We start from the raw sequence: 14,457 nt of genomic DNA, 5'->3' as shown, positions 1-14,457 counted from the left end.
GGTACGCCGCTGCCAGGTTACGCCGCCCGATTACGAGAGCATCGCTACACCCCAGGAGAAGAGCGGCTGCACACAGTGCCCGTGATTCTCCTGCAGGCATGCTATCCAGTAAAACGGCAATCAACAAAACATAGCACATAAAGTCCCTTCTGTGCTATGTTTTGTTGGCGAACTATGGTAAAATAGGAGTATGAGGATCTGATATAAGGTGTCTAAGTCAAACATTTCATAGCACGGAAGAAAAGAGGGGTTCATATGGATAAATCTGTTATTATTATTCGAGCAATTAAGTACGCAACTGCAACCTTGGCCATTGAGGGGAGGGTGTTGAGTGAAGACGCTCAGGATTTGATCAAGCGACAGATGCAAGGAGAATTAACAGAGCAGGAGTTTCTGAATGCAGCTCTGCGCAGGGTGATGGAATGATGCAATCTATCTACACCTATCCAGGAACTGATGTGCTTAAAAACAAACCTGGCATTCAAGATCAAGAAAAGCTAAGTCTATTTGAAGACATTGTATCGTCACGCCGTATTGCACAGATGTACTTAAAGCCGATGAGAGGGAAGTTAGATCTGGGCCACCTACAGAATATACATTATCACGTTTTTCAGGACGTTTACCCGTTTGCAGGTCAACTGAGAAAAGAAAACATAGCAAAAGATACCTTTTCATTTGCAGATTCCAGGTTTATAGAGGATGCTGGCCGAGAGTTGTTTTCCGGTCTGGCCAAGGAAAATTTTTTGCTAAATACGCCTGCTGATCAGTTCAGCGATCGCGCTGCTCATTATATGGCGGAGATCAATGTTCTTCATCCCTTTCGTGAGGGTAATGGACGTACCCAGCGGGAGTTCATTCGGCAGCTTGCCGCTCATAGCGGTTATGAAGTGGATTGGACAAGAGTGGACAAAGATATTGCTCTTCGGGCGTCCATTCGTTCAGTGGCCGATACCAAGGAGCTTTCAAAAGTAATAGGAGACAGCTTGGTGAACCACATACCTGATCAGGCTATTCGTGAACGTTATCTGAGAGCAGGGGATCGTGATAGATCAAGATGATGTAGAGGAACGGAGGTTACATAATGGATAATACAGCAAAGAAATTCCGCGCCTATGAAGCTGCTGAAGATAGCATGATGCTATGGTTCGACAAGTATATGGAAGAAGAAATAATTGAGCAACACAGTGACGTAAAGAAAGTGCGGCGGCAGCTGCTCCGTTTTATTCAGTATTTTGAAGAGAGATATGGCCATGACAAAGTAACCGCTCTTGTGAAAAGGGATGTTGTCGCCTGGCTTGATCAATTATATTTACCCGAAGATGAAGGCGGTAGTGGGTATGCAGCATCTACTGTAAACAATCACCAAAGCACGCTTTCCGGATACATTACCTGGTTAAGAGGAAGAGTTCCGTACTTAATCAATCATGATCCGATGAAGGGCATTCGGGAAATAATGCTTCCGGATCCGGAACCGCGAACCCTCACTCCGCAGCAGATTTTGTCTCTCAAAAATATATGTGACCGTTTAGAAAGATTTCATCTAAAAGAGGATCGGAATAGGGTGGATGAGCGGAGTAAACTAAAATCATATGCCCGCCCGAAGAGGGACCGAGCCATGGTATATGTATTTCTTTCAACTGGCCTCCGGCGTGAGGAGCTGGTCAATATTGACATAGACCAAGTGGTACCTAATGATCCGGATCTTATGCCTACTGCCCGCGGAGCCAGGATTGTTAAGGTGCGCGGTAAAGGGAAAACCGAGGGGACGGTCTACCTGTCAGCAGATGCTCGTAACGCTTTGGCCGATTACTTGCGGCATGAACGTCCCATGGACGAGTCAAGAGAGACAAAGGCTTTGTTTTTGAGTGTGATCACTCAGCCGAAGAGGAGGCCCGACGGACGAATACATCCAAGAAGAATTAACGGTATCCTTGAGGAAATTGGTAAGTGGCACGATGCTGAGCAAAAAGATGAGAATAGAAAGATTTCACCGCTGCGGCCGCATGATTTGCGCCATACATTTCTGAATGAGCTGGCCAAACAGCCAGATGTGAGTCAGGAGGATTTGGTCAGAGCTGCACGCCACCGAAATCCTCGATACCTGCCGCTGTACACTAAACCACCGGCGGAAAGAAGTGCTGGTTTTGTTGAGGATTTATAATTTGTTTCAGCTGTTCCCTAATCAGGCGCTGCGGAGAAAGTGAATATAATCTTGGAATGCTTGAAATACAACTGAGTCGTTCCCAGTGTATCACATTATTTACCAGGGGATTATAACTTGTCGGGACTGTACCGATATAAAAAGGAGAATGAATGATTATGGCCAAAAAGGAAAGCAAATCGATAAATTTTGAAGAGCACCTACTTAAGCTTAATGATTTTTTCCAGCAAATCATGAACCATGGAATGTACGGTTATGCGGGTACCGAGTGGCCTGTGATTGTACGGCGGTGGAACAATTCGTTCCAGGAGTCCGAGGCCGATTCATTGGGCTCATCCCAATATGAATATATTTATCCAGAAAGATTCTTTAAAAACCTCGGTCGTCGGTATGATCTATACCTGTACGCTGAAAAGAAAGCGGATCGTCTTACGATGCTCAAGCTCTTGGTGGACGAGTTAATGGCCAATCGGATTGCCATCCATTTGTATCACTTTGGCTTGAGCTTGCTCTATCCCTTCCGGACGCGTTCGCAAGAAGAAGATACGGAGGCGGTCGGTAAAAAACGTTCCGAGTTCATGCGTACTTTGCCACGGTTTGAATTAAATAGCAACGATGAGTTTATATCCAGGGTCTGGTCCGACTTAATCGAGCAGAGGTTTCCCGAGGTTGGAGAGGAAATTGTCACGGTGCCCATATTTAATGAACTCCGGATCTTGTTTACGGCAGAGAATTTCGGCAATCAAACAGGGACGTACTATTATGACGCGGACTGGGTGGAACCGCTCCCTGGAGAGCGTCTTAAAGTCAAAAAGTGGGTAGGCGAAAAAGACCCGATGACCCCGCAACCCAAAAAAGAAGGAATGATTGAAGGTCCGATTACGCTTGGCCATGAAGGAAATGCCAACGGTTTGCGGCATTTTGTCCATGGCGTGTCTGTACACGCAGGCAGCTACATTGAGGTTAAGTTTGGGGATGGTTGGATAAAGGGAAGGTATGAGTGGGGGTTTGATCAGGACAATCCGATTACGATTCACTCGTCCCGTGATGAATGGTTTTCGATCAGCGAGGGGCATTTGGTTCGGATCAAAGGTTGAGTAATCAATGGATTGGAGCGGATTCGCTCAGACATCCTGGAGGAGGGGTAAAGTTGACAAATCCATCTGTAGAACGTGTTGACGGAGGATATCGTGTTATTCAAAATGCCTCAATATTCAGTCAATGCCATGGTAACTTGGTTTACTTATATTATACTGAAGGGACAAATTTTGGAGAAGTGTGTTGATCTGGGCATCACAATACCTGCTGATGTATCTACCTTTGTAAAGAATGTAGAGGCTGAAGTGAAAAAAACGGGGTCATTGACGATACATAAGGTATCCAACGCTATTGGAGCCGTGGTTGATTTTACAGTAGCGGTGGCAGTGATAAGCTTTGGTATCGTTCTCATTATGAACCCAGCTTTGCTACCCGTTGTTCTGGCGGTTTGTGTTGCTGCAGATGTTGCATTTTGGTTTTCAGGTAGTAAGTCAAAATGAGAACTGGACAAATAGGAGAAGAGAATAAATGATTGCTTCTTTCGATGTAATGGATTGGTGCCTTGTTTTACTTATAGCCGTGGGGATTGGTATTGTTATTCATTGTAAATACCGCTTATCCACTTTCGTGCCTGCCGTTGATCCAGAAGGGAACTCTGAAAAAGAAGGGATCCTTACAGAGATTGATAAGGTTAACAAAGGGTATTATGGTGGTCAAACTTGGACTGGTGTCCTTTTAGTACTTTTAGGTTTATGGCCACTGATATTGTCCCATCGGGATCAACTTCCGGGCTGGCTCACTTTCGTGGGCTATATTCTGCTGACAGCTTTCCTACTTATCATGTTCTGGAATACCCATCGGATCAATCGTGAAGGGAAAAGGAGGTTTTAGATTTCTTCATCAATACACACCGCATCCGGAGCTGATCCATATTTCGTAAAGCATGAAAAAACGGCAATCTAAATCTATGAATCTTTTGAGGAGTGATAAAGGCGAATGAAAAAAAGATTGATGAATGGGTTATGCTTAACGGTGTTCGTTTAATTAAAATCCTTTTGTTTTCGTTCTTGGCTGCTATAGTTGCCTATGAATTGATACGGGAATATGGTTAAACCTAACAATGTATAAAAAAACGGAGGATCCGCCTCGGCGAGCCTTTGTGACTTAAAAATAATAAGAGTCATTACTAGAAGGAGGAGATTCACCATGTTGACATGTGAATCTTGTGGTCGTGGATATGAAACAAACATGCTGCATAAGTCGTCTCGTTTTTGCATTCAATGCTCGTTGGGTCGGTGCCCAAAATGTGATACTGTAATGCCGCTTTCGAAGGAGAAACAAGAATGCAAGTTTATGGGCCATGAAGAAGTCTGTTTGAATTGCGGATTCTGCAAAGATTGTGAAAAATATCGAAACGAGGTTAATAGTTATGAGGCCATGATTCGAGATCCGGATTACTTTTTCGAGCCTTGGGATGAATGGGACACTCCGGAGAGTCATGTTCCTAGAAAGCTGGTGGAACGGTACGCCGCCTTTCCGTCTGGAAGCCATAAGATCGAGCGGATAAGCAAGCCGGAAATTGAATCCCTCCACAATGAAAAAAACGGAAAATACTTTTTAATTAATCTTACGATGGTTATCCGGTCAGACGTTAGGACCCCGATAGGTGTCGGGCATAGCCTTGTCGGTACAGATTCGTTTGAGATTCCTTTTTCCTGGGTGTACTTGCCCAAGGAAGAGAGTATTCGTCCTGGTTGGCTTGATCCGTATACCAATGATGTTTGGAAACATTTAGAGAAGTGTTACACAAAGAAAGCTTTGGTTAAGTTGCTTGACGAGTTGCTTCAAAATCATGTTCAGCCAGTATTAAATGGTTTGCCAGTGGCAGTGTCGGATCAGGAGGATAAGTTCTAATGGCCAGACGAAAAAGTAAAGCTAAACAGCAAGAGGAATTCCAAAAAGCATTATTCGGGTTCTTTGGATTCGGGGGATTCTTGGGAACCTATTATCTCACGAAATCGTTGAATGCTTCTCTCATTGTCGCATTTATCATGATTGCCATTGTCATTGTGTTCATGATCGTGCGGCAGCAAAAGCATGTTGAACGACTAAAAAAATCTGGGATCGCCGATATCGATAAAATGGACGGAAGGCAATTCGAGCTTTATCTTGGCCACTTGTTCAAATCACAGGGATATTCAGTCAAAGTGACTCGCGCGGCCGGAGATTACGGGGCCGATTTAGTGCTTGAGAAGGCGGGTAAAAAGATCGTCGTACAAGCTAAACGTTACAGTAAGAGTGTCGGAATTGAGGCCGTTCAACAGGTTCACAGCTCGCTGAACTACTACGGAGCATCAGAAGCTTGGGTATTATCCAATCGCGATTACACTGAAGCTGCACGTAATTTGGCCAAGTCCAATAGCGTTCGGTTAATTGGCCGCAGAGAGCTTGTTGAGATGATTTTGAAAATGAACCCAGGTGCAGTTCCGGCTCCGAAACAGATCATTCAGGAAAATCCTACGCGAGCTCAAACGTGCAGCCGTTGCGGGAGCCCTATGGTTCTAAGAAAAGGCTCAAAGGGGGAGTTCTACGGGTGCAGTGCATTTCCGAAGTGCAGGAACATTAAGGCTATTTCGTGAGATTAAGGAGTATTTGCGCCTTTGCATAAATACTCCTTTTTTTTGATCGTAAACCAATTACTTTTCAAGGAGAAGCCGATGAATATAAAGAGAGAGCTGCGGCAGGCTGCAGAAAACGATGAATATGTAACCATACGTGAGAGTGATGGTTCCCGCCGTTTCGGCAAAGTGAGAATGGCGGACAATGAGTCACTTGTCAAAATCATTTCGGACTCAGCTACGGAATGGGTCCGAATTAAGGACATTACTCATGTTTCGAGGGTGCTTCCCTTTAATTCCAGGGAGCATACAAATGCAGACGGATCTGCAGATCTAAGCTCAGAATAATAGTAAATTTATAGCAAAGGATGAAATCATTTGGGGATCATAACGGTTGTTGAAACGCTCATTGCTGTTCTTCTACTCCAAGCGCTTGTTATGTACCGACGATGGGGGCATCCAGTTTACTTGCAACTTGCCAGTTCATACGCAGCTGCTTTCATTGTGCAGCTGATTATCGGGCTCCTGCAGGCAAAGCATCAGGGGAACTCTGCCATTATCTTAGGGGTGACGGCAGGTGCCTTTTTATGGGTCCAGATGTCCATCTATCGCTATTACCACACGAAGAAAGGAATACCACTCATAGAGTACCTGGCGCCGGCACTTATTGCCTTGGTTCTCCCTACGATATTTTCTTTCGTGAATGGATCCCTTGGCATCATTCTGACTACTCTTTTCATTCTGGCCCATGCGGTGTACTGCTTTTATTATGTCTATCCGGCCATGCAAAACAGAATCGTTTATGCCGCATCGATGTTTAACTTTGCTGGATATGCCGTAGCAGCTACCATCGAAAGCTTTATGCCGCAGCAGACTTATATTGCTTCAATCCTTCTGCTGACTGCCTACGCTTTTGTTTTTCTCCTGCAATTCAACCGGGTCCTGGATGTGCTGCAAGGGGTAACTCACCATTCGATGCATGATGATTTAACCGGTCTGTTCAATCAGAAATCATTTATGAAAAAGGCGTTCGATGCAGCCGAATCCGGTCAGATCATAGCAGTGGTGATGATTGATATCGATGGTTCCCAAGAGGATGATGCTTTACGGCAAGTGGCTGAATACATCCAGAATGAATGCCAAGGTAAGGGGTTTGCTGGAAGATACGGGAGGGAGGGGATCGCTGCGGTGTTCACGCAAGTTCATGGAGATCCCTTTTTATTGGCCGAACGGATACGCGGCGCTGTGGAGAAAAACACGGCCGTTACGGTCAGTATGGGTTATGCCAGGTATGAAGGAGGACTGAGCGCAGAAGAATTGCTCAATCGGGCAAGAAAGGCCCTGGATTCGGCCAAGAATACCGGCCAGAATAAAGTTGTGAAGTTCGTAGAGACTCCAGAAGTCGAAGAGGATCCGGAAATGAGTGTGCCGTCACAAGTATAATTCAAACCTGCTTTCAAGGAGATCAGACGCGCTGCATTCAGTTACTATTAATAAGTTAGGAGAATCGAATGAAAACTACCGAATTTATCAAGAATCTTCCTGCTGATCTGCGATCTGTTTTGGAGACAGGAGACAACACTCTTTTTTTCAACGAATGCTCCTTTGACCTAATGTCTACTCAGGCAAACAGAGCTTGGTTATTTGAAATTGAAGGGTATGACCTTGTTTTTAAGAGTTTTACCCCTAAAGGGAAAAGGGACTATGACATCGATGCTCTCAAAGATTTACAGGGAATAGCATACTTCCCTGTGTTGTATGCCTATGAAGAGCAAGAGTTTTTGATTATGCAAAAAGTACCTGGCCAAGATATTCAAATCCTTATGAAAAATGGCATGCTGTCTGAAGAAGAGCTGGAGAAAATAAGAGAACAATATAAGAAGGCAATGGGGCTGGCCATTGAGCGTAAGCGGTATGACTGGGATATGAAATTGGAACATTTGTTTTGGGATAAAGAGACTCAGAGGTTAATGCTTATCGACTTTGGCGAGTATGACGTCTTAAGGGGCTCGGATGTAGATATTGAGCTTGAAAGGTTGCTCGAACATTTCGACGAAGAAATTAATATTGCCAAAGAATTTTTGAGCATTTGGTAAGGTTCTGGGGAGGGTTTAAATTGAAGGTTATTTTGGCAGAAAAGCCATCCATGGGCGGTGATATTGCTTCCGCCCTGGGCATTGCGAAACGTGAGAAGGGTTACATTACCCTGCAGTCGGGTGATGTGGTTACTTGGGCGATTGGCCATATTATTCAGCAAAAAACGCCTGATACATATCCGGGCTACAAGGAATGGAATTTAGAGAATCTACCCTTTGTGCCTGATCCGATTCTCATGGAGGAAGATCCGGATAAAAAAGACCAGCTCCGGGTGATTGCCGGTCTCCTGAAGAAAGCGGATTGTTGTATTATCGCAACGGATCCCGGTCGTGAAGGAGAGCATATTGCTCGAACGATTTTGGAGCATGTGGGCTTTCGTGGGGAGCTCAAACGTCTTTGGATAGATGACTTGACTCCGGAAACCATTAAAGAAGGCTTCCGGAAGCTGAGAAGCGCTTCCGAATTTGATAATCTGGCCGCCGCCGCCAAGGTCCGCGCAGCTGCTGACTTCTGGATGGGGATTACGGCCACCAGGTTCTTCACTGTGTTGGCCAGAGAAGTGCTCCAGGAGAATACCCGGCTTTCCGCCGGCAGGGTGCAGACACCGACGCTCCGGATTGTGTATGACCGGGAGCGGGATATTGAGAATTTTATTCCCAAGTCGTTCTTTACCTTGTATGCGGATTTTAGCACGGGCCAGGAGATTTACCGGGGGCAGTGGTTTAAAGAAGAGCCAGGCGAAGGGAAAGTCTACCGCTTCGATACCGAGCAGGAAGCCAAAGCAATGTTGGCCAAGATCGACGGCCAGCTCGCAGAAGTGGTGAGCTTCCGGTCCAAAGAGGTTCGCCGGCAGGCACCATTGCTGTTCGATAAAGTAGCTCTTCAGTCGGCTGCCCGGAAATTGCTTGGCTTCGATATTCATAAAACCACCAAGCTCCTGCAGGCTGTTTACGATAAGAAATACTGCTCCTACCCGAGGGGAAGCAGCCAGCATTTGTCTGAGAATGCGGCGGATCAGCTGGCCGATAATTTGAATAAACTCCGGCAGACGAGTCAGTACAAGGAGCTCTTTCCGGAGACGATCGAGAGTCTGAAGGGGAACAAGCGGTTTGTAAATAATGCAAAGGCAGCGGAGCACCATGCCATTATTCCAACGGGGAGAGATCCGCAGCTATTCAAAGAAGATGAGAAGAACCGTCTTTCTCCGGATGAGGAAAAACTCTATAAATTAATCCTTCAGCACACGTTGGCGGCTTTCCACCCGGAAGGGATTGACCAGGAAACGGAGGTCATCACCCGATCTGGCGGGGAATTATTTGCTTCAAAGGGAGTATTTACGCTAAAACGCGGATGGAGAGATATCGCGGCCGTAAAGGATGATGAGGAGGCAGATCCAGACGAGCTGAGCAGCAAGCAGCGGATTCCGGATATGAACGATGGCCAGGCTGTTCAGCAGCGGCAAAGCGGGCTGCATACTGGCCAAACCAGCAAACCTAAGCGCCTGACGGATACGGATCTGCTGAATCTGATGAAATATGCCGGTCGGCTGCTGAAGGACGATGACCTGGAGGATGAGATCCTGCAGCAGATTAAGGAGAAAGGGATCGGTACGCCGGCCACACGAGATGAGATCATCAGCAAGCTGACCAAGGATGAGTATATCCGGATTGAAAAAAGTGCGGTGTACCTGACGGATAAGGGGCGGCATTTTATGGAGCTGGTCTATGATCATCCGTTATCCTCCATTGAGCTCACCGGTGAGTTTGAGCAAAAGCTGGAGCAAGTAGCTGCCGGCAGCCTGCAGGCGGCAGCGGTTCAGGAGGAATTCAAGGCATTTACGTATGCGATTCTTGAAATGAAGGAGAAGCTTCAGGACCAGATGCAGCGTAAGCTGCAGGGGAAACCGTTGTTCGATAATCGGGTGTCCCTGGGGAATTGTCCAGCCTGCGGGAAGGCTGTGATTGAAGGAAAGAAAGGGTACGGCTGCAGCGGATGGAAAGAGGGATGTACATTTACGATATGGAAGTCATTCCGGAAAACCACCATCCGAGCAAAGCAGGCAAGTGATCTGCTCGCCGGCAAAGAGATCCTGCTGAAGGATATCCCCGCAGCCAAGGAAGGGAAGACCTATGAACTATTGGTGAAGCTGGACGGTGCGGAATTGTCTACGAGTTTCCCTACCGTAGAAGATAAAAGTATTGGGAGCTGCCCTCTCTGTAAAAAGCCGGTCATACCGGGTGCAAGCAGCTTTGGCTGCAGTGGGTGGAAGGAAGGTTGCCAGTTCAGGATACCGAAAGAATTCCGGAAGCAGAAGCTTCCGGAACGCACGGTGAAATCGCTGCTTGCCGGGAATGAAGTGCTGTTAAAAGACGTCCCGAAGAGCAGCGGAGAGGGCGTGTATTCAATCTATATCTTCCTGCGTGATGGGAAGCTGGACAGTCGATTTCCGGAAGCTGAGGATCTGAGTTTAGGGAAGTGCCCGCGTTGCCAGAAACCCGTTCAGGAGACCCAGTGGAATTATAGCTGCAGCAATCGAAAAGAGGGGTGCAGCTTTAAGCTTCAAAAGGAGTTCTTGGGCGTGAAGATTACAGCAGCACAGATCAAGAAGCTTTTAAAACGTGGCCATACGGATGAGCTGGTAGGATTTAAGGGAGGCAAGAACGGATCTTTTAATACCGCGCTGGGCTATGATATGGACGGCAATCGATTCTCGTTTGTGAAAGGAGCGAAGAAATAAGAGATTATTGATCGAAGGCACGAATACTATCGACTATTTTTGAGTAGACTAATATCAACCGTCATTGGTGATAATTGCTACTCTGGAAAGAGACTCTTAACTATTAAGGGTCTCTTTTTCATGCACAGAACCGGCAGGCATGGAAGCAATCCGGTCCCGGATTGCCTTGAACCTAGCGAAATGATGGTCCCCGGTCGCATGAGAAATGGTACAGGTTACCGGTAAAGCCGCTTTGTGATCAGGGAAATGGATGCCTTCCGAAAGATCGGAAGCCTCGATCCTATGTGGACCTGCCAACTTCAGCACGTTCCGCTTTACTTCAGCAATACGGCTCCCGCTTCCGCTAAAATCAAAACCTATGTTTTTTTGGCCGCCGCCTGACTCCGGCTTACCAGAGCGTGGCTGGGGCGTCAAGGGCTTCGCAAGTAAGGTGCTGTAAGGCGGACAAGCCGCCTAACAGCACCTAACCCTTGACACCCCAGATCGACCACAGACCTGCACTCCGCTATCGCGGGCGCAGCCCTATGGTCGATACACCACGCTCTGGTGCGCATGTGTCAGGCGGCGGCCAATATATCTAGCAGCGGGAGGAAACAAGAATATGAAATTAGTATCCATTTACAAAGTGCAATTGATGAAGGCCGGTACAGTACCCATTGAACATAAAGTTATCGGTGGTGCAGAAGATGCTCAAAATATTTGCAGGAGCTTTCTGCTGCATGAATACGGCGGGTTTTTCCCGGACAGGGAGGTGTTTGGGGCGGTATGGCTTAACACCAAAAACGAACCAGTGGGGCTGGAAATCGTATCGGTAGGTTCCTTGAATGCTGGTATCGTACACCCCAGGGAAACATTTAAGAGCGGAATCTTACATAATGCTGCATCCCTTATCGTTTTTCATAATCATCCAAGCGGTAACACGACACCATCGAACGAAGACGTGCAGGTCACTAAAAGGCTGGCGGAAGCTGGGAACATACTGGGGGTTGATCTGCTAGACCATATCATTTTAGGCGAATATGGGTATACAAGTCTGAAGGGGCAGGGGCTGTTTTAGCCCCGATCCTCAAACATCGCAGGGCAGGCGGCCTGTCGGCCGCGCCCGCTTGAAGCCGAGGCCGGACCTTGCCCGTCCCCAGCTTCAAGCGAGCGGGAGTGTGGCGGCGCACTGTCGCTTCGCTTCGCGCGCCGCCACACTCTATTTTACTTGCCCACGCAGCGACGGCCGGGCCGGACTGGAAGATAACACCCGACAGTTAATTTACCATGGGCACCGCTCTGGGAGGATATCAGGGTGGTAATCGGAGAAAATATGATTTATAATAAATTTATGAAATTTATAAAAATTATTAAAATTCATAAATATTTTAAGGAAAAGGAAGGTGTTTTGCATGGATCTTCGCCAGCTTGCATCGAATGGTACAGTATCTATTCCCAAGAAAATTAGAGAAGAGATGAACTTAAAAACTGGAGACCAAGTTGCTTTTATCAGGCTTGATTCCGGGCAATACATTATTGAAAATCCAGAAAAATTTAAGTCCATTATGTTGATTGATCATAAACCAGGATATTCGACGGAGAGGCAGCAGGACAGTTCGGATAAATAAGATAATTCCTTGATCTCAGAGCTCTTCTGCATCAACACAAGCTAAAAAGGCATTTTCGGTTATTCGAAGATGCCTTTTTAGCAAGCAGATTTCGATCTTATACATAGAAAAAAGGAGCAGTTTTACCTGCTCCTTTTTCTTATATCGCCCTTAACGGGATGTCGTAAAACTCCAAAAAAGAAATTTCATGTTGCGCCCAAATGGGATTTCGTTATATTCATTATAGCATATTAGACCTGAATGTCAACGGGCAGTTACGTTCCGGTGTGGTTATGATACCAATTCTTATAATTTGCTTCGGCCTGTAATCGGACGTGTTCCAATGGAGAGTACAAGTCTTCGATGAGTTTCTTTTTTGTTTCTGGTGCCAGAGGAATGTTGGGTGAAAGAAGCTCTACCTTTTTAACCTCATCCTTGTTCCAATACCGATATTCCAGAGTTTTGGTTTCCTTGTCAAAAGTTCCGCGAATGGCCTTAAAGCGTTCATCTTTCAGCAACTTGAGATCCGCAACCATGGTATCTTGGGTTTTCTTCTTCAGGAAATCGATAAAGGTGGATTCGCCCGCGTAAGTGCTGACTATGCCGTGTAGGATTTGGTCTGTCCAAGCAACGGGAAGACGTATAGGCTTATTCCCATGTTTAGGATGGAAAAATGAAAGAGTCTCTATACGTTTGCGGGAAACACGAGTCATATCACTTATTAACAATGTAGTTTCAAGTCCGTTAAGGCCGGGTATTTTCCCGACGGAAAAGACATTCTTGGATTCTGTTCGTGTTTTACTTGTTGTTGGGATGACCATAACCGAATCGAGATGAGGGTAAACATCCCATATAACAGCAAAATGCTTGGCATCCCATTCGTAACCAACCCCTGTGAAGTAACAGTTTACGATGTCATAACGGACAAGCGGAGGATCAAAGTAATCACTGTTGTGTTTTTGCATAGTAAAGCTCTTGGTATCCTGCTCAGCGAAAGTCGTTATTTTTTTGAGCACGCTTGACCGTTCTGGCTCGGATACTGAATCTAATATTGCCCTGAGCGGTTCCAACTCCTTGAGTCGAGTGAATAATTCTTGGAATTCAGGTGAGGACATTGCAGCGATATGTGAAACCAAGTCATCTATGGCTTTGCTCAATTCTATCGTTTCCTCTCTATATTTTCTACATCCAAGAATACTACTATTTCTGAGTAAAATCACAACATTTCTATGACCAAATGTCGAAAAGACATATAATGTGGCCATGAAACCCCACCACCCACGAAAAGCCCAAGCGACCAGCGGAAGACCACGCTGTTCCATTGGGCTTTTTGCGCTATATGGAAACAATCCGATCCGGATTGTCTGGACTGGGCGCACTGTGGGTACCCGGTGGCATGGAAAGGGAATAGGCTGCCGGCTGCGCCGACTAATGACCAGAGAAACGGATGCCTTCCGATGAATCGGAAGCCCCGGCCCTGGTGTGGACCATGCCACCCTCAACAAGCGTACCATATCCGTCTCTCCGTACAAGGATTTGCCGCTGCTGCGTTCCTCCTTGTACGGAGAGTTCGACTACTCCGGCAGCGCCATGGCCGCTTTGCGGAGCCTCCAGTCGAACTAACCGGCGATGATTATTCAGGCAGCCTATTCGATATGGTAAGCATGTTCCAGGTGGCAAGCCTAAACGGGCCGCTGATTATAACTGAGTGGAGGTTTTTTATATGATGAAACATGCATCCGGATTGACGGTAACGCTCTGGGGTCAGGATAAAGTGAAGGGACATGATGCAGATAGACAGCCGTTTGTGGTCAGTGCGAGAACTGATGAAAGGCTTGATCGCTTTTTTTACTGGAGGGGCGAACGAATGTATGCAAAAGAGTTCCTGACCGTCAAAGCTTCAGTCAGCGTCTTGAAAATGCTGGATTTAAGCATGGGACACGTACAGTCAAGCACGGTGGATTTTCTGATGCTCCAGATGCTGCTGAATAACCCTTCTGTCGTGGTTTATGAAAAGGCGGAGTACGGATTCATCTTACCTGTTATCGGAGAAATCAGCGATAGCATGCCGGACGATCTGTCTTTAATTTACGCTCTTGCCGAGGAGCAAGGGTGCGATTGGATTATGCTGGACAGGGATGGGAATATATCCGATGCTCTCCCTTTTTATAACTGGTAGATTGCTTGGCCGTCCGCTGGAATTCGGAGCAGTGATGGTTT

At 46.5% G+C, this 14,457-nt stretch carries 18 protein-coding genes; 16 read left to right on the top strand and 2 right to left on the bottom strand.

What is annotated here, in order from left to right; genetic code table 11:
- Positions 1-255 precede the first annotated feature (255 nt).
- From ACI1P2_RS23440 to ACI1P2_RS23385, 12 genes are all read left to right on the top strand, one after another.
- Complete coding sequence (locus ACI1P2_RS23440) at positions 256-426, top strand: antitoxin VbhA family protein (RefSeq protein ID WP_355323252.1); 171 nt, start codon at positions 256-258, stop codon at positions 424-426.
- The gene (locus ACI1P2_RS23435; protein ID WP_355323249.1) at positions 423-1,058 is read left to right on the top strand and encodes a Fic/DOC family protein; all 636 of its coding nucleotides are present in this window, start codon (positions 423-425) and stop codon (positions 1,056-1,058) included. The genes ACI1P2_RS23440 and ACI1P2_RS23435 overlap by 4 nt, the downstream gene beginning before the upstream one ends.
- 23 nt (positions 1,059-1,081) lie before the next feature.
- Complete coding sequence (locus ACI1P2_RS23430) at positions 1,082-2,161, top strand: tyrosine-type recombinase/integrase (RefSeq protein ID WP_355323246.1); 1,080 nt, start codon at positions 1,082-1,084, stop codon at positions 2,159-2,161.
- Positions 2,162-2,319: 158 nt separating this feature from the next.
- Positions 2,320-3,258 (top strand): hypothetical protein, encoded by a 939-nt coding sequence (locus tag ACI1P2_RS23425; RefSeq protein ID WP_355323243.1) that lies wholly within the window; start codon positions 2,320-2,322, stop codon positions 3,256-3,258.
- A gap of 75 nt (positions 3,259-3,333) precedes the next feature.
- Positions 3,334-3,699, top strand: a complete 366-nt coding sequence (locus ACI1P2_RS23420) for a hypothetical protein (RefSeq protein WP_355323240.1) — start codon at positions 3,334-3,336, stop codon at positions 3,697-3,699.
- Positions 3,700-3,727: 28 nt separating this feature from the next.
- The gene (locus ACI1P2_RS23415; protein WP_355323237.1) at positions 3,728-4,090 is read left to right on the top strand and encodes a hypothetical protein; all 363 of its coding nucleotides are present in this window, start codon (positions 3,728-3,730) and stop codon (positions 4,088-4,090) included.
- A 315-nt stretch (positions 4,091-4,405) separates the two neighbouring features.
- Entirely contained in the window at positions 4,406-5,113 is a 708-nt protein-coding gene (locus ACI1P2_RS23410; protein ID WP_355323234.1) for a hypothetical protein, read from the top strand.
- Positions 5,113-5,838, top strand: coding sequence for a restriction endonuclease (locus ACI1P2_RS23405; RefSeq protein ID WP_355323231.1), 726 nt, complete (start codon positions 5,113-5,115; stop codon positions 5,836-5,838). Before ACI1P2_RS23410 ends, ACI1P2_RS23405 begins: the two co-directional genes overlap by 1 nt.
- A 78-nt stretch (positions 5,839-5,916) precedes the next feature.
- On the top strand, positions 5,917-6,165 hold the full coding sequence (locus tag ACI1P2_RS23400) for a hypothetical protein (RefSeq protein WP_355323229.1): 249 nt from the start codon (positions 5,917-5,919) through the stop codon (positions 6,163-6,165).
- 30 nt (positions 6,166-6,195) lie between these two features.
- Positions 6,196-7,260: a GGDEF domain-containing protein gene (locus ACI1P2_RS23395; protein ID WP_355323225.1), complete on the top strand. Its 1,065-nt coding sequence runs from the start codon at positions 6,196-6,198 to the stop codon at positions 7,258-7,260.
- A 68-nt stretch (positions 7,261-7,328) separates the two neighbouring features.
- The gene (locus ACI1P2_RS23390) at positions 7,329-7,913 is read left to right on the top strand and encodes a protein kinase family protein (protein WP_355323222.1); all 585 of its coding nucleotides are present in this window, start codon (positions 7,329-7,331) and stop codon (positions 7,911-7,913) included.
- Between the two features lie 20 nt (positions 7,914-7,933).
- Entirely contained in the window at positions 7,934-10,651 is a 2,718-nt protein-coding gene (locus ACI1P2_RS23385) for a type IA DNA topoisomerase (RefSeq protein ID WP_355323219.1), read from the top strand.
- Positions 10,652-10,747: 96 nt separating this feature from the next.
- Here the strand turns inward: ACI1P2_RS23385 and ACI1P2_RS23380 are convergent, their stop codons facing one another.
- Positions 10,748-11,065: a hypothetical protein gene (locus tag ACI1P2_RS23380; RefSeq protein WP_408976318.1), complete on the bottom strand. Its 318-nt coding sequence runs from the start codon at positions 11,063-11,065 to the stop codon at positions 10,748-10,750.
- Positions 11,066-11,252: 187 nt separating this feature from the next.
- On the opposite strand from ACI1P2_RS23380, the gene ACI1P2_RS23375 reads away from it, so the two are divergent.
- Positions 11,253-11,708 (top strand): JAB domain-containing protein, encoded by a 456-nt coding sequence (locus tag ACI1P2_RS23375; protein ID WP_355323214.1) that lies wholly within the window; start codon positions 11,253-11,255, stop codon positions 11,706-11,708.
- Positions 11,709-12,042: 334 nt separating this feature from the next.
- Positions 12,043-12,258, top strand: coding sequence for an AbrB/MazE/SpoVT family DNA-binding domain-containing protein (locus tag ACI1P2_RS23370; protein WP_355323211.1), 216 nt, complete (start codon positions 12,043-12,045; stop codon positions 12,256-12,258).
- Between the two features lie 254 nt (positions 12,259-12,512).
- Here ACI1P2_RS23370 and ACI1P2_RS23365 read toward each other — a convergent pair whose 3' ends face one another.
- Complete coding sequence (locus ACI1P2_RS23365; protein ID WP_408976317.1) at positions 12,513-13,502, bottom strand: hypothetical protein; 990 nt, start codon at positions 13,500-13,502, stop codon at positions 12,513-12,515.
- A 217-nt stretch (positions 13,503-13,719) separates the two neighbouring features.
- Between ACI1P2_RS23365 and ACI1P2_RS23360 the strand changes: the two genes are divergently transcribed.
- On the top strand, positions 13,720-13,860 hold the full coding sequence (locus tag ACI1P2_RS23360; protein WP_355323205.1) for a hypothetical protein: 141 nt from the start codon (positions 13,720-13,722) through the stop codon (positions 13,858-13,860).
- Positions 13,861-13,960: 100 nt separating this feature from the next.
- Complete coding sequence (locus tag ACI1P2_RS23355) at positions 13,961-14,416, top strand: DUF5983 family protein (RefSeq protein ID WP_355323202.1); 456 nt, start codon at positions 13,961-13,963, stop codon at positions 14,414-14,416.
- The last annotated feature ends 41 nt before the right edge of the window (positions 14,417-14,457 follow it).

Origin of the sequence: Paenibacillus jiangxiensis (assembly GCF_046098255.1) — a bacterium.
GTDB classification, from domain to species: domain Bacteria; phylum Bacillota; class Bacilli; order Paenibacillales; family Paenibacillaceae; genus Paenibacillus; species Paenibacillus jiagnxiensis.
This window is presented reverse-complemented; position numbering and strand designations above follow the sequence as displayed.